We start from the raw sequence: 18,543 nt of genomic DNA, 5'->3' as shown, positions 1-18,543 counted from the left end.
TTGCCAAATGCTAGCGTCCCACTCGTGCCCGATAGCTAGGAAAAATCTATGTAAAATGCTTTACGGGCACGAGCGGAACGCTCGCGCTAGCGAGATAAATTTTAAATCAAATTAATTTAAATTATTTTTTTCTCGCTTTAATCTGATAAGCAATTTCCCAAAATAAAATAGAAAAAACAGGATAAGCAATTAGTGCAGTTTTTACGCCATAAGCGTCATATTGAGAAAACAGATGCAAATCTCCAAATCTTAAAGCTAAGAATAGAGCCAATACAGCAATAACTATAGAACAAACTATATTTAATAAATAGGTCCATTTTAGAACTAAAAAAGAAAAAGCAAGATTTATCAGGAAAAAACCACAGCCTAAAGTGATAAACTTATGATCTTTTAATTTTTCGCCTAATAAAAGCAAAAGTGAAGTGGAAAGACTATAAGTGAAAAATAATAGGGAATAAAGTAGAACGCGTATTTGTGGTTTCATTTTTATGTTTTTTAATTTGCCGAAATTACGAATTAAAATTAAAGATTAGATGAAGTTTAATTTATTCTAATGCCAGCGCGACCGTTTAAACTTAAGGCAAAAGAGCTTCTATTTTAGCTTCTGATTTTTCTTTAAGAGTGCTGTCTGGTTTGAAACTCCAGATAATCAGAAATTTTCCTTTTGCAAGATATTCTTCCGGGTGTTCTTCAGTTGGTTCGCCGGCTTTTCCCCATAGTAATCCTTGTAGAAATCTATCGCCTTTAAAAGTGTGTTCAAATTCAAAATACATGATTGAACCGCGATCTGTTTTGCTTCTAAAACTTTGGATTGCTTTACTTTTTACAACTCCAACAATGTTGCTGTAAGTTGCAATATCATTATAAAAAGTACAAGCCTGAGGCGTAATACAAATATCACTGTCGCTAAAGGTATAGCTTTTAGGAATTTCTTTATTTTTTAGTTTTAAATCAGCGATTGTCTGGCTGAATAAATTTGTAGTAAGTAATAGGAGTAGTGTCGATAAGGGAATCGTAAGTTTCATTAGATTTGGGTTTTGATTTGGTAAAGCTAAAATACTTTTTTTATTTGAGTTTTGTTGAATTTGATGTACAAAGCAAAAAAATACTACGTAATTACAGTTCTTTTAAACATTCTTGATAAATAGCTTCTCGCCATTTTTCAAAAAGTTCAATTAAATCGAAAAACAATTCTTCGGATCGATTTTCTGCTTGTAGTTTTTTAAGTATCGTTCCTCTCCTAATATTGTGTGATACGCCACAATGATTAATAACATAGTCTTGCCTTCCGGAATCTTCCAGAAAAATATCGGCATAATAATGTTTTAATGTTAAGTGATCTAGATTCATTATTTCCGAAATTATATTTTTAATCTCCGAAGGTATTTCGCATTCTAATTGTTTTTCATACCTGGTTCTATCGCGATTCAGTTTGTAAAAATGAATATCAACTTTGCATTCAAAAATTAAATCAATATATATACCTATACCCAATAATCTTTCAGACCAACCATCAAAATGGTCATAAGAAAGAATGTAATCGTGATTTAATTTGAAATTTCCTGTAGAATCTATTTTACGGACATCGATTTGTTTGAAGTTCATTTATATCATTTTTTGATATTGATTAATTTTTAACCGTAAAGATTTCGCTTACAAAAAAAGCACAAAATCGAAAGATATTTGTGCTTTAGTAGATTTATATTTTGCGAATATTATTTCCCGTTTAGTAATTTTTCTAAATATTCGTTTTTGTCTTTTTCAGCCTGAACCAAACGTTCGTAAAGTTCTATAACTTTATCTAAAGGATTGAATGTACAGTTAGTATTAATTCCTTGAGCACCACTAATAGAACTATTATCGTAAAAGTTATTAAAGAAAGTAAAAATGGATTCTTCCGAGAAATTTTCTATTGCTTCAACAGTTACGCCAAGAGCTTTTGCAATTTCTTCAATTTTCTCTTTATCAATAGTTTCACTTGCTTCAATATTAGAAACAGTTTGTTGCGTTACGCCAATTGCCATAGCAAGTGCTTCTTGCTTCATACCTTTAAGCTCTCTGATTCGGCTGATATTTCTGCCAATATGTTTTGGTTTTGTTGCTGTGCTCATAATTCAAAGGTATTTAATTTTTATGAATTACAAATATATAGTTTTTTCGGACGAGAGTTATTATTTATTTAATTCGACTGATCGCTAGAAGGATTGTGCCATTAGTGCCCGTAAAGGTTGATATTGTAAATTTATTTGACTTGTGTTCACGGACGGGATGCTCGCGCTTGTGGTAGAAGATTATAAAAAAGATCTCTTTTATTTTACAAGATTGCAGAAACTATTTTCTCTGAATAAAGTTCAAGTTCACTATCATGAATGATTTTTACATTTGGAAGATTATCTAATAATGAAATTGCATGTTCAAATTCTTTGTAGAGTCTTGAGTCGTTAGGCTCACCAACTATTAAATCATATCGTAGTTTATTATTAATAGCTTCTTGTTGTAGATCATAAAATTGACCAAAATTTTTATGAGCTTTATCAGCAATACTTCGACTTTCTTTAAGATCAAAGCTAATAGGCTTTATTAAATTTAAAGTTCCATTCTGCCAAGCAATATCAAATTTAAATTCTGTTCCTGCTTCATTAGTTAATATATAATCTTCTCTGAATCTATCGTTATTGTGTTTATATTCATCAAAGCCTAATTTTTTCAAATTATTATATAATCTAGATAAAATCTTAGGTTCTTGAGGTTGATAATGATATTGTTTAATATCCTCTACAAATAATTTATCAATAAGTATACTTTCAATAAATTCTTCCGTAAACCCTCTTAAAGAATCGGTTCTAAAATTACAAAATTGAAGAACACTATCATCTTTAGGTAAAATGGTTGAGGATAAAAAATGCTTTAAGCTTGAATCATTTAAAGGAAAAAGATTGTCATATGTATCTTTAAATCTTTTAAGTGTTATGTCAATTTGTTTAGTGTATTCTTTTACTGTTTTTTCAGGAACATTTTCATAGATACTTTTAATTCTATTTAATGTTTTGGAATATTTAAACACAAATCTTCTAGAGTTATAGAAATATATAAGCACACCAATATTTAGACTTTCCTCTAAAAAAGGAGAATGTTTATATTTTAAAAGGCAGTATGTATATAAATTATTGTTCATCTTGTCATTAGAGTCAAATATCGTTCAAAAATACTAACATTATTTTTAGCCCATACAAAATAATTCATAAAGTTTTCTCTATCAAAAAAATGTATATTGTAATATTCTAATTTATCGAAAATTAAATCTAATCTATTAATATTTAAAGAGTTTAAATTAAATAAAAATTCATTAAAAACCCTATCCTTAAAATTGAGTGATTTTATATATTTTATTAGAACATGCTTTGAATATTGATATGAAGATAAGTTTTGTTCATAATCAATTTGCCGATAATTATTATTAATAAAAGGAAAAGTTAATTCGTGATCAATAATCATTAACTCATTATCATTAATTAATAAGTTTGGCTTATTTCTATATCCTCCTCTATCAACATTAAATATAAAAACATCAAAAGCAAATATGTTTAATATTTCATAGTCTTTTAAAAATATATTTGAAGTTACATTAGTAAATATTGGATACTGACTCATGAATTTGCTGCAAAATTTAGCCCCTAAGTCAAGTGTGTCAATTCTCTCATCTTTATAAACTCCTTGTAGGTCTTGAAGAGCGCAATTCATAATGCCGTATTCTGGAATGGTTAAATCAAACATTTTTGCTAATTCACATACTATTATTTCTTTAGCAACTGAGGCATTTTGTAATAATTGTTTTTTTGTAAATGCTTTAACAATATATTCTTCAACATTTCCATTTTCATTTAATGCTAGTGCAGTAAACGGTTGTGTAGTTCCGCCTGCCATAACTTTACCAGTAGAAATTAATTGTAACTCCTGCATATTTACCCTTTAAAGAAGTGGTAATGTAGGAAATATTTTTAAATAAATTGTGTGATAGTATAAAAAATAGAACTATAGTATTTTTCAGTAATAAATAAAAGCGGTATTCTTTTGTATGGTGTAATTTAAGATAAGAGATTTTTCTGAAGGATAATGTTCAGAAAATTAAAGGTTTTAGCTTAAAGAAGTTAAACTTTGCGGGCTTCGACTATGGTCAGCCTGACATTGCGATATAAAATAGATCCGCTTAATCTGCAAAATCTGCGTGCTAAAAACACACAGCAAAAAAAATCCCGTCTCATAAAGACAGGATTTTTAGCATTGATATTCTCTTTTTTTTTATTTTTAAACTGCTGCAACTTCTTGTGGCAGCGGAATTTGATTTTTAAGTAAATCTTCGAATGTTTCGTGAGCACGAATTAAGATTCCTTGCCCGTTCATCCACAGCACTTCGGCTGGTTTGTATCTTGAATTATAGTTCGAAGACATTGAGAAACAATATGCTCCAGCGTTACGGAAAGCTAAAACATCTCCTTCGTTAATTTCCTGAATTCTGCGGTTGCTTGCAAAAGTATCTGTCTCGCAGATGTAACCTACAACAGAGTAAAAACGCTCTTTTCCTTTTGGATTTGAGATATTTTCGATATAATGTTGTGAACCGTAAAACATCGGACGAATTAAATGGTTGAAACCACTATCGATTCCAGCGAAAACTGTTGACGTTGTTTGTTTTACTACGTTTACTTTTGCTAAGAAGAAACCTGCTTCGCTCACAAGGAATTTTCCTGGTTCGAAAATCAAAGTTAAATCTCTGCCGTATTCTGTACAGAATGTGTTGAATCTTTTTGATAATTTTTTACCTAATTCTTCAATATCAGTTTCGATATCGTCTTTTTTGTAAGGAACTTTGAAGCCGCTTCCGAAATCTAAGAATTGTAAATCTTTGAAATGTTTTGCTGTATCAAACAAGATTTCAGCAGCATACAAGAATACTTCGATATCTAAAATATCAGATCCTGTGTGCATGTGAATTCCAACAATGCTCATTTTTGTATTTTCAACAATTCGCAAGATATGCGGAATCTGGTGTACAGAAATTCCGAATTTACTATCGATATGTCCAACAGAAATATTTGCATTTCCTCCCGCCATTACGTGTGGATTGATACGAATACATACCGGAATATGTGGATGTTTTGTTCCGAATTGCTCCAGAATTGATAAATTGTCGATATTGATTTGTACACCCATTGCAGAAACTTCTTCGATTTCTTCTAAAGAAACTCCGTTTGGTGTATAGAAAATTTTCTCAGGTTCATAGCCAGCGTGAAGCCCTAACTGAACTTCCTGAATTGATACAGTGTCTAAACCAGACCCCATGTTCTTTAATAACTGAAGAATCGCAACGTTTGACAATGCCTTCATGGCGTAATTAACTCTTAAGTTTTCTACCTTAGAGAAAGCTTTGGTTAATCTGTTGTACTGTGATTGGATTTTTTCGGCATCATAAACATATAATGGACTTCCAAATTGGTCTGCTAACTGCAGTAAATCTTTTGCTTGCATTTGTAAACTTATTTTGAGCAAAGTTATTACTCTTTTATCTATCAGCAAATAAATTGTAGAAAAATAACAAATTGTAACAAATTGTTTGTTTTTAAACAAAAAGTCGGTTAAAAAAGATTTTTATAAATCTTTTTTAGGTTCAAAGGTGCAGAGGCTCAAAGTTACAAAGGTTTTTTGCCACAATTTTACAGATTATCACAGATTTTTTATTTAGTTTCAAAAAGAAATTAGTGAAAATTAGTGTAATTCGTGGCAACAAAAAAATCTTTTAAATCTTTCTAATCTGTGGTAAAAAACAAAACCCCTGAATATAAATTCAAGGGTTTGTTAGTAGTTATGTTGTTATCGGAATAGAGATTTTATAATTTCAGTTTTAAGATCCAGTGAGAAAACCTTAGTCCCTTAGAACCTTAGCACCTTTGAACCTTAAAAAAAATTACAAACTCGGTAAATCTCCTTTTCCTTTAGTAGGCAAGTTGGTAGATCCCATAAGGAATAAATCTACTTCTCTTGCAGCTTCGCGACCTTCTGAAATAGCCCACACGATTAATGATTGTCCACGGCGCATATCTCCGGCAGTGAAAATATGAGGAACGTTTGTCTGATAATTATGAGCTTTGTAATTGCTTCTCATATCCGTTTCGATTCCTAATTGCTCGCTTAATGTTTTTTCAGGACCTGTAAATCCTAAAGCTAATAAAGCCAATTCGCAAGGCCAGATTTTTTCAGAACCTTCTTTTTCGATTAATTCAGGTCTTTGTCCCGGAGTCATTTTCCATTGTACTTCAACGGTTTTTAATCCGGTTAATTCCCCTTTATCATTAGCAATAAATTCTTTAGTATTGATTAACCAGTTTCTGTCGCAACCTTCTTCGTGAGAAGATGAAGTTTTCAACTGCAAAGGCCAGAAAGGCCAAGGTGTTGACTCGCTTCTTCCAACCGGAGGTTTTGGCAAAATCTCAAAGTTAGTAACCGATTTAGCGCCGTGTCTGTTAGAAGTTCCGATACAATCTGAACCTGTATCTCCACCACCAATTACAATTACGTTTTTACCAGTTGCTTTTACTTGGTCTGGAATAGATTCTCCAAAAACAACTTTAGTTTGTTGTGTCAAGAAATCCATTGCCTGAACAACTCCTTTGCTGTCAGCACCTTTAGTTGGCAAACCTCTTCTTTCTGTTGCTCCACCGCATAAAACGATAGAATCGAAAGCATTTAATTCGCTTACGCTAAAGTTCACTCCAACATTTACGTTTACTTTAAAAGTGATTCCTTCAGCTTCAAGAATAGCCACACGTCTGTCGATAATTCCTTTTTCTAATTTAAAATTTGGAATTCCGTAACGTAATAAACCTCCAATTGCATTGTCTCTTTCAAAAACTGTAACCGTGTGTCCGGCTCTGTTTAATTGCTGTGCAGCTGCAAGACCTGCAGGTCCAGAACCAATAACGGCAACTGTTTTTCCTGTTCTTTTTGCAGGAGTTTGTGGTTTAATCCAACCTTCTGCAAAACCTCTTTCAACAATGTTTTTCTCGATGTTTTCGATAGCTACAGGATCTTTAATGATTCCTAATACACATGATTTCTCACATGGAGCAGGGCATAAGCGACCTGTAAATTCCGGGAAGTTGTTTGTAGATTGTAAAATCTTCAATGCGCTTTCCCATTCTTCCTGATGTACCATGTCGTTGAAGTCAGGAATTAAATTTCCTAACGGACAGCTGCTGTGGCAAAAAGGAATACCACAATCCATACATCTTGAACCTTGTTCTTTTATTTTATCTTTTGCTAACGGAATAGTAAATTCGTTGTAGTTAGAAACACGTTCTGCTACTGCTAAATTACTTTCGTCGGCTCTGCTATATTCTTTAAATCCGCCTATTTTACCCATGACATTTTTAATTAAAAATTTCAATTTCTGAAATTCCAAATTCCAAATCCTTCGACTTCGCTCAGGAAGACATAGTGAAGAAATCTAAAATCTGAACTCTAAAATCTAAAATTTAGTCTGCAATTAATTCTTCTATTTTTTTCTCTTCTGCAATTCTTTGTAATGCTTTTTTGTAATCAGTTGGCATTACTTTTACGAAGTGCTTTTGTTCATTTTCCCAGTCTGCTAAAATTCTTTTTGCTAATGGACTGCTGGTGTACAATGAATGATTTTTGATCAGTTTTCTTAGTTTGGTAACGTCTTCTTCCTCGATTGGATCAAAGGCAACCATTTCCATATTACAAACTGTAGCATCAAATTTCTTGTTTGGGTCGTAAACATAAGCAACACCACCGCTCATACCAGCTGCGAAGTTTCTTCCTGTTTTTCCTAAAACAACTACTGTACCACCGGTCATGTACTCGCAACCGTGATCTCCAATTCCTTCAACAACCGCAGTTGCTCCAGAATTTCTAACACAGAAACGCTCTCCGGCCATTCCATTAATATACGCCTCTCCGGTAATAGCTCCGTAAAGGGCAACGTTTCCGATAATGATGTTTTCTTCAGGTTTGAAAGTTGCAGTAGGAGGTACTTTGATAATTAATTTTCCTCCAGAAAGTCCTTTTCCTAAATAATCATTACAGTTTCCGTGAATTTTAAACGACAATCCGTTTGTTGCAAAAGCACCAAAACTTTGTCCGGCAGAACCTTCAAAATCAACTAAAATAGTGTCATCAGGTAAACCTTGTGCGCCATATATTTTTGAGATTTCATTACTCAAAATAGCACCTACAGAACGGTCTGTATTTTTAATCTTAAAGGTAACTCTTGTTTTTTCTTTTCTATAGATAGATGGAATCGCTTCTTTAATGATATCAAAATCCAATACATTGTCAAGTTCGTGATCTTGCTGTGTTGTATTGTGAATTGGCACATGTTTCGCTTTTTCCGGTTTGTATAAAATAGGAGACAAGTCTAAACCATTTGCTTTATAATGTTTGATGGCTTTGTTCACATTTAATTTTTGTGACTGACCTACCATTTCTTTTAATGTTCTGAAACCTAACTGAGCCATAATCTCTCTCAATTCCTCAGCAATAAAATACATAAAGTTAATTACGTGCTCTGGAGTTCCTTTGAAATTTTTTCTCAATTCTGGATCCTGAGTTGCAATACCAACTGGACATGTATTTAAGTGACAAGCTCTCATCATGATACATCCAGAAGCTACAAGCGGTGCAGTTGCAAAACCAAATTCTTCAGCTCCAAGTAAAGCAGCGATAGCAACGTCACGACCTGTTTTCAACTGTCCGTCACACTCTAAAACTACACGGCTTCTTAAATCATTCAGAATCAAAGTTTGTTGTGCTTCTGCTAAACCAAGTTCCCACGGAATACCAGTGTGTTGTAATGAAGTTAGTGGTGCAGCACCAGTTCCTCCGTCATAACCAGAAATTAAGATAACGTCAGCTTTTGCTTTAGCAACACCGGCAGCAATAGTTCCAACTCCAACTTCTGATACTAATTTTACGTTTACACGAGCTTCACGGTTCGCATTTTTCAAATCATAAATCAACTGAGATAAATCCTCAATAGAGTAAATATCGTGGTGAGGCGGAGGCGAAATCAAACCTACATAAGGTGTAGAGTTTCTAGTTTCAGCAATCCACGGCACTACTTTTTCTCCAGGTAATTGTCCACCTTCTCCAGGTTTCGCTCCCTGAGCCATTTTGATTTGGATTTCTTTAGCGTTTGTCAAATAGTTGATCGAAACACCAAAACGTCCCGAAGCCACTTGTTTGATCGCACTGTTTCTAGAATCTCCGTTAATTTCTTTCTGGAAACGTTTAGGATCTTCTCCACCTTCTCCAGAATTACTTTTTCCACCAATTCTGTTCATTGCGATAGCCAAATTCTCATGCGCTTCTCTCGAAATAGATCCGTAAGACATCGCACCAGTTTTGAATTTTTTCACAATTTCTGTCCAAGGTTCTACTTCATCAATAGAAATTGGATCCAAATTATTAAATTCGAATAAACCTCTAATAGTCATTAAGTTTGAGCTTTGCTCGTTAACGGCATTAGAATATTCTTTATAACTTTCTGGGCTGTTTAAACGAACAGCTTGTTGCAATTTAGAAATTGTAGTCGGGTTAAACATGTGTTTTTCTCCGCCACGTCTCCATCTGTAAATACCTCCAATTTCTAAAGGCAATAAGTTGGCGATTTTTGAATTTGGGAAAGCTTTTTGGAAACGTTTCTTCACTTCTTTTTCAATTTCCATCAAACCAATTCCTTCAATTCTAGAAGGTGTGTAAGGGAAATATTTAGAAGAGAATGTTTTGTTTAAACCTAAAATCTCGAAAATCTGAGCAGCCCTGTACGAATGTAAAGTAGAGATACCGATTTTGTTCATGATTTTAACGATTCCTTTTGCAGTCGCTTTATTATAGTTGATGATTGCGTAATCAGCTTTAACTTTAGTAATAAATCCTTCTTTTACCTGGTCGTGAATGATTTCGTTAACCATATAAGGATTAATTGCACTTGCACCGTATCCAAACAATAAAGCAAAATGATGTGGTTCACGCGGTTCTGCAGATTCGATTATGATTCCGAATTTAGAACGAACTTTCAAGATGTTTAATGAGTGGTGAATGTAAGAACAAGCCAATAACATAGGAATTGGCGCTAATTCTTCGCTCACGCCTCTGTCTGAAAGAATGATAATATTACATCCTTCAGAAACTGCTTTGAAAGTTGCCTGAACACATTTTTCTAATGCACGCTCTAAACCGTTAACTCCTTTTTCTATTTTATATAAAGTAGAAATTGTAGCCGATTTAAAATCTTCGTGATCAATGTTTCTAATTTTATCTAAATCCTCGTTTGAGATAACCGGATTTTGGATTTTTAATTTTTTACATTGTTTTGATTCAATTTCAAAAATATTGAAATCGCCTCCAATTGCTAAACTGATATCGGTAATGATTTCCTCACGAATACCATCCAAAGGAGGGTTAGTTACCTGAGCAAATAATTGTTTGAAATAGTTGTACAATAATTGTGGCTGATCTGATAAAACAGCCAATGGCGTATCGTTACCCATAGAACTAATAGCTTCTGCACCATCAGATCCCATTGGGTTTATGATTGTTTTTAAATCTTCAATAGTGTAACCAAACAAACGTTGTCTTGTCTGAAAATCAAGTTTTTCAACAGGAGTAGGGTTGTTCGTGTAAGGAACTTTAGATAAAGGAAGCAAATTAGCATCAACCCATTCTTTATACGGACGTTTTGTTACAATTGTTTTCTTAACTTCTTCGTCTTCGATGATACGACCTTCGTTCATGTCAACAAGGAACATTTTTCCCGGCTCCAAACGACCGTGCTGAATTACATCTTCTGGATCGATGTCAAGAACACCAATTTCAGACGACATAATTACGAAACCACTGTGTGTTAAAGTATAACGAGAAGGACGTAAACCATTTCTGTCTAGTAAAGCTCCAATTACGTTTCCGTCTGTAAACGGAATAGAAGCTGGACCATCCCAAGGTTCCATAATACAAGCGTTAAACTCGTAGAATGCTTTCTTTTCCTCGCTCATAGTCTGGTGTTTTTCCCAAGCTTCAGGAACCACCATCATCATCGCTTCTGGTAAAGAACGGCCCGTCATCAATAAAAGTTCAACCACCATATCCATAGAAGCAGAATCTGATTTTCCTTCTAAGATAATTGGGAATAATTTTTTGATATCGTCACCAAAAATTTTGCTTTCCATTAGTTCTTCACGAGCACGCATACGGCTTACGTTTCCACGAAGCGTATTGATCTCACCATTATGACACATGTATCTAAATGGCTGTGCAAGATCCCAAGAAGGGAAAGTATTAGTAGAGAAACGTTGGTGAACAAGCGCAAGACGCGTTACCAAGTCTGGATCTTTCAAGTCAATATAATATCTGCTGATGTCTTCCGGCATCAATAGACCTTTATATATAATAGTAGTTGTCGATAAACTAGTAAAATAAAACATATGGCTTTCAGAGGTTTTAGAGCCTCTAATAGCGTGTTCTGCAATTTTTCTAGCTGCAAAAAGTTTTGCATTAAATTCTTGTTCAGTTAAATCCTGACCGTTTTTGCTAACAAAAACTTGTTTAACTGTTGGTTCTTTTTCTGCGGCAATCTGCCCTAGATTTTCAACGTCAACAGGTACATCTCTCCAACCTAAGATCTTTAAATTCTGATCTTTGATTGTAGATTCGAAAGCATTAATACAAAAAGAAACCTGGTTTTTGCTTTTTGGTAAAAAAACCATTCCTACTGCATACTCACGCGTTTCAGGGATTTCAAAATCACATACTTTTTTAAAAAAAGCGTGTGGAATATCAAATAAAATTCCAGCTCCGTCTCCGGTTCTTCCATCAGAACTAACGGCACCACGATGTTCCAATTTTATTAAGATATCCAATGCTTTGTGAATAATATCATTTGACTTAATACCATTCAAATTACAAATAAATCCTGCACCACAGTTGTCGTGTTCAAATTCAGGCAAATAAAGCCCTTGTTCTTTAACTCTCATTCTTGATATTTTTTCTACAAAAATAAAGATTTCGTTAAACATTCTATATTGAAATTATACATTCACTTACATTTTTGTTGTAATATTAGAAAAAGGGTTCTTAATTGATAATAATATTATTATAACCATTGTGAATTGACAAAATCATAATGGGCTTTAAAATATATTAAGAAAAATCGTCTCTTACCTATTGAAATCGTTGATCTTTTTGTTAAATCTCAAACGTTATAGCAGCTTAATGTTAACTTTTTGTATGCAATTGTTTAACGATTTGTTTTCTTTGAAAAGGAATATCCAGTCAATATAGATTTGACTTATTTTTAATTGAAAAAGATTTTACTATTAAGTTGAATTTTGCTATTTTTGTCGCACTTTTATTCTGAAATAAATTCAGAACCAGACAAATTCTATATTATGAACATACACGAATATCAAGGAAAAGAAATTTTAGCGAGTTACGGAGTACGCATTCAACGCGGAATTGTGGCTAACAATGCAGTTGAAGCTGTAGCTGCTGCAAAACAATTAACTGCCGAAACTGGAACAGGATGGCACGTAATTAAAGCACAAATTCACGCAGGTGGTCGTGGAAAAGGTGGTGGAGTTAAGCTTGCTAAAAATTTACAACAAGTTGAAGAAATTGCAGGACAAATTATCGGAATGCAATTGATTACACCTCAAACTTCTGCTGAAGGTAAAAAAGTAAACAAAGTTTTAGTAGCAGAAGATGTTTACTATCCTGGAGAAAGCGAAACTTCTGAATTTTATGTTTCTGTTTTATTGAATAGAGCTACAGGACGCAACATGATTATGTATTCTACTGAAGGTGGAATGGATATTGAAGAAGTTGCTGAGCACACACCACACTTAATTTTTACTGAAGAAGTAGATCCTTCTGTTGGATTACAAGGTTTTCAAGCAAGAAGAATTGCTTTTAACTTAGGTCTTTCTGGAAATGCTTTCAAAGAAATGGTGAAATTCATCGACGCATTATACAATGCTTACATTGGTTCTGATGCTTCTATGTTTGAAATCAACCCTGTGTTAAAAACATCTGACAACAAAATTATGGCTGTTGATGCTAAAGTAAATATCGATGATAATGCTTTATACAGACAACCAAAATACGCTGAAATGCGTGATATCCGTGAGGAGAATCCAATCGAAGTAGAAGCTAAAGAAGTAGGTTTAAATTACGTAGATCTTGACGGAACAGTTGGATGTATGGTAAACGGTGCTGGTCTTGCAATGGCAACTATGGACTTAATTAAATACGCTGGTTTTGAGCCTGCTAACTTCTTAGACGTTGGTGGAACTGCTGATGCTAAACGTGTTGAAACTGCTTTCAGAATTATCTTGAAAGATCCAAACGTAAAAGCGATCTTAATTAACATCTTTGGTGGAATCGTTCGTTGTGACCGTGTTGCTCAAGGTGTTGTTGATGCTTACAAAAACATGGGTGACGCTATCAATGTGCCAATCATTGTACGTCTTCAAGGAACAAACGCTGAAATTGCAAAAGAATTAATTGATAATTCTGGAATGCCAATTTTATCTGCAGTTCAATTCCAAGAAGCTGCTGATCAAGTTAAAGCTGCACTTTCTTAATTAAATAAGAAATTCAATTATATAAAAAATCCTAAGTGAAAACTTAGGATTTTTTTGTTTTTAATCGGCATAACTACAGTATTTTAGTTTCACGCAGATTTGGCAGATATAGCTGATTTTCTATTTGTTTAAAGATTTACGCAGATTTTTATCAAAAAGAATAAATCTGCTCAATCTGCCAAATCTGCGTGAAAAAAACTTGCACCTTTTGTAGTTAAATCATAAAGTTTATTTTTTCAAAATAGTTTCCAATTCTACAATTTCAAAAGTAGGATCATATTTTATAAACTCGCGCAGCATTGCAGTATGTCCCGCACCCAAAAGCAGCATAACTTTATCATCTTTACTCTCTGTAAGTTTTTGAATTAAAGAATACATATAAAGATTTCTTCTGTACCATTCAGACACCAAATAAGCACCCACAAAATTGTCTGTTTTTCCACCTCGATTTGCCGTTGCCAAATACCATGAAACATTATCTGTACTAGATTTTTTAGTATTCGTATCTACAAGAAGTTCAGTTAAGCTGTATTTTGTAATTTTCTCATTAAAAGAATTCTCATAATACGCCATTGTTTCCAGATTGGTTTTTAATAAATCCAACTGATTGGCTTCTTTCATGCCTTTAGTCAAACTATCGTATGGGAAATTAGTTTCATTATAATCAATTCCATACAATTTTTTATGACCTAATTTCTTTGCAGAGCGTAAAGCCAATTGTACAATTTCGTCAGCATCTTTATGAAGTAAACTATCTGTGTTTTTAGCATAAAATTTATCCAGCTTATTTTGTCTGTCAAAACTCCATTCTACAAAAATTTTGTCCGGGCCAAAATCCTTGATTTTATTCGTAATATTTTCAAGTTCCTTTTGGCTTTTGTCTGTCATAACATTAAAAGTTTTGACTTTGGCGATATCAAGTCCGGGATTTTCAAAATGAAAAGTTCCAATAATTAAAATTTGCTTTTTCTTTGATTGACCAGAAACAGCAGTTAAAGTAAGAAGTACTAATAGTAAAATGATTTTTTGCATGATGATGATTTGTTTTAAATTCAATGCGAAAGTAGAAGAGATTTACAACCCATTTTTTAATTTTTGATGAACTCCAGGTTTCATTTCATCAACAATAGAAATTACCATCTCAAAAAGTTCATGTAATATTTCTAATAGTTCATCAACAGAAATGCGTGTTTCATATAAAAATTGATTTCATTAAAAGCTATAATTGTACTTTTGAATATATTCTAAAACAATCGTGAGACTAAAAATCCCTTTCTACTACCATATTGTCCTTTTCTTTGGGCTTTTTATTGTTTTTTATATTTGGGACATCGGAGTGGGTCAAAAAGACGGAACTTTTATATTTAATAAAATATTTTTTCTGTTTTCGTTTACGCAGTTGCTGGCAATTTTCACCATTTATGTTTTCAATTTTTATACATTCTGCAATTGGTTTTTAAACAAAAAAAAGATCTTTATTTATTTGTTAACGATTCCTGTTTCGTTAGTTTTATTTGCAGGAGTCAGATATCTTTTTCAGGAAATTATTCTATTTCAAATTACTGGAACTCATAATTATGTAGAAAAATCCAGAGAAATAACATTCTATGTCAGAGACAATTTTTTCTTCGGATTACCGGCTGTAGTTTTAAGTTCTTTAAGCTATTTATTCTGGCATTTTCAGGAAACGCAAAAACAAAATCAGGAATTACTTTTAGAGAATAAAAAAGCCGAATTCCAAATGCTGAAATCACAGGTAAGTCCGCATTTTTTATTCAATACCTTAAACTCGTTTTACAGTCAGTTAATTGGAAAAGATGACGAAATAGCAGCCGACGTCTTAGTGCTGTCAGACTTGCTTCGTTACGTAATTACAGAAACAGACAAAGACGAAGCTTTGCTTTCTAAAGAAATTCAATTTATAAAAAACTACATACATTTACAGCAGAAAAGATTTGAAGATCAGTTGTATTTAGATTTTTCTATAGAAGGAGATTATACGATTGAAAAGATTTTACCATCGGTTTTAATCCATTTTATAGAAAATGTTTTTAAACATGGAAAGCTAAATGATCCGGAAAAAAGAGCGATAATTTCAATTGATATTAAAGGCGATTTTTTAGAAATTTCTACCTTTAATTATACAATTGGAGGAGAAAATTATTACTCAACCGGAATTGGTTTTGATAACCTAATGAAACGTTTAGAATATACGTATAAAGATAAATTTATACTTAAAAAAACAGCAGAAAATAATACCTTTAAAATGTATCTGAAAATCCCATTAAAAAAATAAGCATGAAGTTTAAATGTATTATTATTGATGATGAACCGCCTGCAACTCGCATTCTGAAAAACTATGTCGAGAAAGTTTCTTTTCTGGAAGAAGTGGGCGTTTTTAATGATTCGCTGAAAGCTTTAGAGTTTCTGAATTCGAATAAAGTGGATGTTATTTTTCTGGATATTCAAATGCCACAATTAACGGGTTTACAGCTTTCGCGAATAATTTCTAAAGATGTAAAAGTGATTTTTACGACCGCTTATCCCGATTTTGCTTTAGAAGGTTTTGAGCTCAATGCCGTTGATTATTTATTAAAACCGATTGCGTTTGAAAGGTTTTATCAAGCCGTTTCAAAACTGAATTCTGAGGTTAAAACCGAAGTAGTAACTAACAATACAGCAGAATTTATTTTCATTAAAACAGATGGGAAAAACAAATTTCAGAAAGTAATTTTAGATGATATTTTGTATGTAGAAAGTCTGCAGAATTATGTTTGTATTCATACTCAGAAACAGCAAATTATTACACATTCTTCGCTTAAAAATGTAATAGAATCTTTGCCTGAAAATGATTTTATTCAGATTCATAAATCTTACGTTATAGCGCTAAAACATGTAGAATCTACAGATAGTTTTTCTGTTTTTATTAATGGAAAAGAACTGCCGATTGGTGCGACTTATAAAGATGCTTTTTTTGAGCAGATTGATAAAAATAAGATCTAATTTTTTTTCTTTAACCGCAAAGCAGGCAAAGATTTTTATCTTAGATTATGATTAAAAGCACAAAGTTCGCAAAGCTTTATCAATATGGCTTTGCGAACTTTGCGTAATCCTTGTGAACTTTGTGGTAAAAAACCTCAAAGTATATTATTTCTTATTCTTACCGTTTTTGTAAACTACTTTTTCGACAACTTGTACCTTTCCGTTACCTTTTGGAAATTCTTTCTTCTTAGGTCTGTTAGCAGAACCTGTTTTCGAAGGTTTCTGATCACCTCGAGCTCTTTCGCTGTCTTTTGGTGCAGCTTTAAATTCTGGTCTGTCCTTAGTATTTTCTTTCTTCGGAATTTCAGCTTTATGTTTTGCTAAAACATCATTTGGATTTTTCGGATTTTCCTTAGTTCCTCTTAAATGAATCACCAATCCGTTTAGGAAATTACGCAAAACCTGATCGCCGCATTCCATATAATTTTCGTGATCTTCGGCTCTAAAAAAAGCGCCCAATTCTGATTTTGAAATTCTAAAATCTACTAATTCTAAAATTTCAACTATTTGGTCGTCACGGAGCATCAAAGCCACGCGCAGTTTTTTAAGTATATCGTTATTCGTCATTTTTTTTTGTTTCAGGTTTTTTGTTTCACGTTTCAAGTTCCTGCAATCTTTTTCAGGAATTATAAACTGTGCCTAAATTTTTTACAAAGGTACGTTTTTAAGCATCATAATTCGTGTAAATTCGTGAAATTAGTGGCAAAAAATCACTGCAAACGAGAATTATACTCATTCAAAACACTAATTATTTTGTCTAAATCTTCTTTTTTATGATTGGCCGTAATCACAATTCTATTAATATCTTTTGAATTTTCCTGATATCTGAAATTGGCAATAATTATATTATTAGCTTTCAGAATTTCGGTAATACTTTCTATTTCAATATAAATTAAAGGATATGTTTTGTCAAATTTAATGTTCTCATTTTTAATGAGTTTTGAATCTATATAAATGAGATTTTCTAAGAGTTTTTGATGCTGTGTCTTATATATTTCAGAGGCTTCAGCAAGTGTTTGCACAAAAGCAGGATTCATTCCGGCAGCAGAAATAAACGTATCTAGTTTTTTAATTTGATTGATAAAAGAAGTATCACTCGCAATTATGCCGCCCGTTAAACCAAAAGCTTTTCCCAGAGAAGAAACCAGAATTTTTCGTTTAATAGGAAGTTCAATTTCCGAATAAATTCCAGAACCATTTTCGCCTAGAATTCCAAGAGAGTGTGATTCATCAACAACCAGAGTAATTTCTTTATTTTTTGAAACCTCCTTTAAAACCGATAAATCAATTGCTTTTGTTTGATAAGAAGGAACGCCATCGGTAAGAATTGTAATTTTTTCTTTTTCAATACTTAATAATCGTGAATTGATTTTGCCTTCAATAAAAAGAGGTAAACTATTAGAAGTTTTTATCGCCGGATGCGTGTTCGGAAAATGAAAATAGCAATCCGTTTCTTTATTCAATTCATCCAAAACAATTTTTCCTGCCAGCATTCCAGACGAAACTGTAACGGCAGATTCGGCTTTTATATGTTGTGCTAAAAATGCTTCGCCATCATCATAAGCGGTTAATTTTATATTCGCATTTCTGGAACTTCCGTAAGTTGTTCCCCATCTCTGAATATTTTTTATGACCAATTCCTGAAACGCTTTATGAGTCGATAAACCCAAATAAGCCGTTCCACCAAAATACAAATACTGTTCTTGGTCTATTTCGATAATTCGATCAGGAAATTGGTTGACTTTCATTCAATTTAAATTAAAGTTAATTTGGTATGTTGTGTTTTTTAAACACATAGAAACATAGATTTCTTTTAGATTCAATAAAAGAATTTTTAAAGAAACTC

15 protein-coding genes are annotated in these 18,543 nt (G+C 32.8%); 3 read left to right on the top strand and 12 right to left on the bottom strand.

Annotation, left to right across the window (positions count from 1 at the left end):
* Nucleotides 1-121: 121 nt before the first annotated feature.
* From EV144_RS06550 to gltB, 9 genes are all read right to left on the bottom strand, one after another.
* Nucleotides 122-484, bottom strand: coding sequence for a hypothetical protein (locus EV144_RS06550; protein ID WP_134147226.1), 363 nt, complete (start codon nucleotides 482-484; stop codon nucleotides 122-124).
* Nucleotides 485-575: 91 nt separating this feature from the next.
* Nucleotides 576-1,025, bottom strand: a complete 450-nt coding sequence (locus EV144_RS06545; protein ID WP_134147224.1) for a hypothetical protein — start codon at nucleotides 1,023-1,025, stop codon at nucleotides 576-578.
* A gap of 91 nt (nucleotides 1,026-1,116) precedes the next feature.
* Nucleotides 1,117-1,605 carry a hypothetical protein gene (locus EV144_RS06540; RefSeq protein WP_134147223.1) on the bottom strand — a complete coding sequence of 163 codons (489 nt, stop codon included), beginning with the start codon at nucleotides 1,603-1,605 and terminating at the stop codon, nucleotides 1,117-1,119.
* A gap of 110 nt (nucleotides 1,606-1,715) precedes the next feature.
* Entirely contained in the window at nucleotides 1,716-2,111 is a 396-nt protein-coding gene (locus EV144_RS06535) for a helix-turn-helix domain-containing protein (protein ID WP_134147222.1), read from the bottom strand.
* A gap of 203 nt (nucleotides 2,112-2,314) precedes the next feature.
* The gene (locus tag EV144_RS06530; protein ID WP_134147221.1) at nucleotides 2,315-3,175 is read right to left on the bottom strand and encodes a hypothetical protein; all 861 of its coding nucleotides are present in this window, start codon (nucleotides 3,173-3,175) and stop codon (nucleotides 2,315-2,317) included.
* Entirely contained in the window at nucleotides 3,172-3,960 is a 789-nt protein-coding gene (locus EV144_RS06525) for a HipA family kinase (RefSeq protein WP_134147220.1), read from the bottom strand. The genes EV144_RS06530 and EV144_RS06525 overlap by 4 nt, the downstream gene beginning before the upstream one ends.
* 345 nt (nucleotides 3,961-4,305) lie before the next feature.
* Nucleotides 4,306-5,526: a diaminopimelate decarboxylase gene (gene lysA / locus EV144_RS06520; protein WP_134147219.1), complete on the bottom strand. Its 1,221-nt coding sequence runs from the start codon at nucleotides 5,524-5,526 to the stop codon at nucleotides 4,306-4,308.
* Nucleotides 5,527-5,962: 436 nt separating this feature from the next.
* The gene (locus tag EV144_RS06515) at nucleotides 5,963-7,417 is read right to left on the bottom strand and encodes a glutamate synthase subunit beta (protein ID WP_134147218.1); all 1,455 of its coding nucleotides are present in this window, start codon (nucleotides 7,415-7,417) and stop codon (nucleotides 5,963-5,965) included.
* 112 nt (nucleotides 7,418-7,529) lie between these two features.
* The gene (gene gltB / locus EV144_RS06510) at nucleotides 7,530-12,047 is read right to left on the bottom strand and encodes a glutamate synthase large subunit (protein WP_134147216.1); all 4,518 of its coding nucleotides are present in this window, start codon (nucleotides 12,045-12,047) and stop codon (nucleotides 7,530-7,532) included.
* Nucleotides 12,048-12,461: 414 nt separating this feature from the next.
* Here gltB and sucC point away from each other — a divergent pair, with 414 nt between their 5' ends.
* Complete coding sequence (gene sucC, locus EV144_RS06505; RefSeq protein WP_031453708.1) at nucleotides 12,462-13,655, top strand: ADP-forming succinate--CoA ligase subunit beta; 1,194 nt, start codon at nucleotides 12,462-12,464, stop codon at nucleotides 13,653-13,655.
* 228 nt (nucleotides 13,656-13,883) lie between these two features.
* On the opposite strand, the gene EV144_RS06500 is transcribed toward sucC, so the two are convergent.
* Entirely contained in the window at nucleotides 13,884-14,687 is an 804-nt protein-coding gene (locus tag EV144_RS06500) for a DUF5694 domain-containing protein (RefSeq protein ID WP_134147215.1), read from the bottom strand.
* Nucleotides 14,688-14,910: 223 nt separating this feature from the next.
* Here EV144_RS06500 and EV144_RS06495 point away from each other — a divergent pair, with 223 nt between their 5' ends.
* Nucleotides 14,911-15,951, top strand: a complete 1,041-nt coding sequence (locus EV144_RS06495) for a sensor histidine kinase (RefSeq protein ID WP_134147214.1) — start codon at nucleotides 14,911-14,913, stop codon at nucleotides 15,949-15,951.
* A 2-nt stretch (nucleotides 15,952-15,953) separates the two neighbouring features.
* Nucleotides 15,954-16,658, top strand: a complete 705-nt coding sequence (locus tag EV144_RS06490) for a LytR/AlgR family response regulator transcription factor (protein ID WP_134147212.1) — start codon at nucleotides 15,954-15,956, stop codon at nucleotides 16,656-16,658.
* 144 nt (nucleotides 16,659-16,802) lie between these two features.
* Here the strand turns inward: EV144_RS06490 and EV144_RS06485 are convergent, their stop codons facing one another.
* Nucleotides 16,803-17,264, bottom strand: coding sequence for a DUF1456 family protein (locus tag EV144_RS06485; RefSeq protein ID WP_134147211.1), 462 nt, complete (start codon nucleotides 17,262-17,264; stop codon nucleotides 16,803-16,805).
* A 143-nt stretch (nucleotides 17,265-17,407) separates the two neighbouring features.
* On the bottom strand, nucleotides 17,408-18,445 hold the full coding sequence (locus tag EV144_RS06480) for an aminotransferase class I/II-fold pyridoxal phosphate-dependent enzyme (RefSeq protein ID WP_134147210.1): 1,038 nt from the start codon (nucleotides 18,443-18,445) through the stop codon (nucleotides 17,408-17,410).
* Between the last annotated feature and the right edge of the window lie 98 nt (nucleotides 18,446-18,543).

The sequence above is a fragment of the Flavobacterium sp. 270 genome, from assembly GCF_004368785.1.
GTDB lineage: Bacteria > Bacteroidota > Bacteroidia > Flavobacteriales > Flavobacteriaceae > Flavobacterium.
Note: the sequence above shows the minus strand (reverse complement) of the source record. Positions and strands in the feature narration are given on the sequence as shown.

Excerpts from the sequence above, each read along its gene's own strand:
- EV144_RS06485 (WP_134147211.1), bottom strand. The coding sequence starts at position 17,264 with ATGACGAATAACGATATACTTAAAAAACTGCGCGTGGCTTTGATGCTC.
- gltB (WP_134147216.1), bottom strand. The coding sequence starts at position 12,047 with ATGAGAGTTAAAGAACAAGGGCTTTATTTGCCTGAATTTGAACACGAC.
- EV144_RS06525 (WP_134147220.1), bottom strand. The coding sequence starts at position 3,960 with ATGCAGGAGTTACAATTAATTTCTACTGGTAAAGTTATGGCAGGCGGA.
- EV144_RS06490 (WP_134147212.1), top strand. The coding sequence starts at position 15,954 with ATGAAGTTTAAATGTATTATTATTGATGATGAACCGCCTGCAACTCGC.
- sucC (WP_031453708.1), top strand. The coding sequence starts at position 12,462 with ATGAACATACACGAATATCAAGGAAAAGAAATTTTAGCGAGTTACGGA.
- EV144_RS06515 (WP_134147218.1), bottom strand. The coding sequence starts at position 7,417 with ATGGGTAAAATAGGCGGATTTAAAGAATATAGCAGAGCCGACGAAAGT.
- EV144_RS06540 (WP_134147223.1), bottom strand. The coding sequence starts at position 1,605 with ATGAACTTCAAACAAATCGATGTCCGTAAAATAGATTCTACAGGAAAT.
- EV144_RS06480 (WP_134147210.1), bottom strand. The coding sequence starts at position 18,445 with ATGAAAGTCAACCAATTTCCTGATCGAATTATCGAAATAGACCAAGAA.
- EV144_RS06545 (WP_134147224.1), bottom strand. The coding sequence starts at position 1,025 with ATGAAACTTACGATTCCCTTATCGACACTACTCCTATTACTTACTACA.
- EV144_RS06530 (WP_134147221.1), bottom strand. The coding sequence starts at position 3,175 with ATGAACAATAATTTATATACATACTGCCTTTTAAAATATAAACATTCT.
- EV144_RS06500 (WP_134147215.1), bottom strand. The coding sequence starts at position 14,687 with ATGCAAAAAATCATTTTACTATTAGTACTTCTTACTTTAACTGCTGTT.
- lysA (WP_134147219.1), bottom strand. The coding sequence starts at position 5,526 with ATGCAAGCAAAAGATTTACTGCAGTTAGCAGACCAATTTGGAAGTCCA.
- EV144_RS06550 (WP_134147226.1), bottom strand. The coding sequence starts at position 484 with ATGAAACCACAAATACGCGTTCTACTTTATTCCCTATTATTTTTCACT.
- EV144_RS06535 (WP_134147222.1), bottom strand. The coding sequence starts at position 2,111 with ATGAGCACAGCAACAAAACCAAAACATATTGGCAGAAATATCAGCCGA.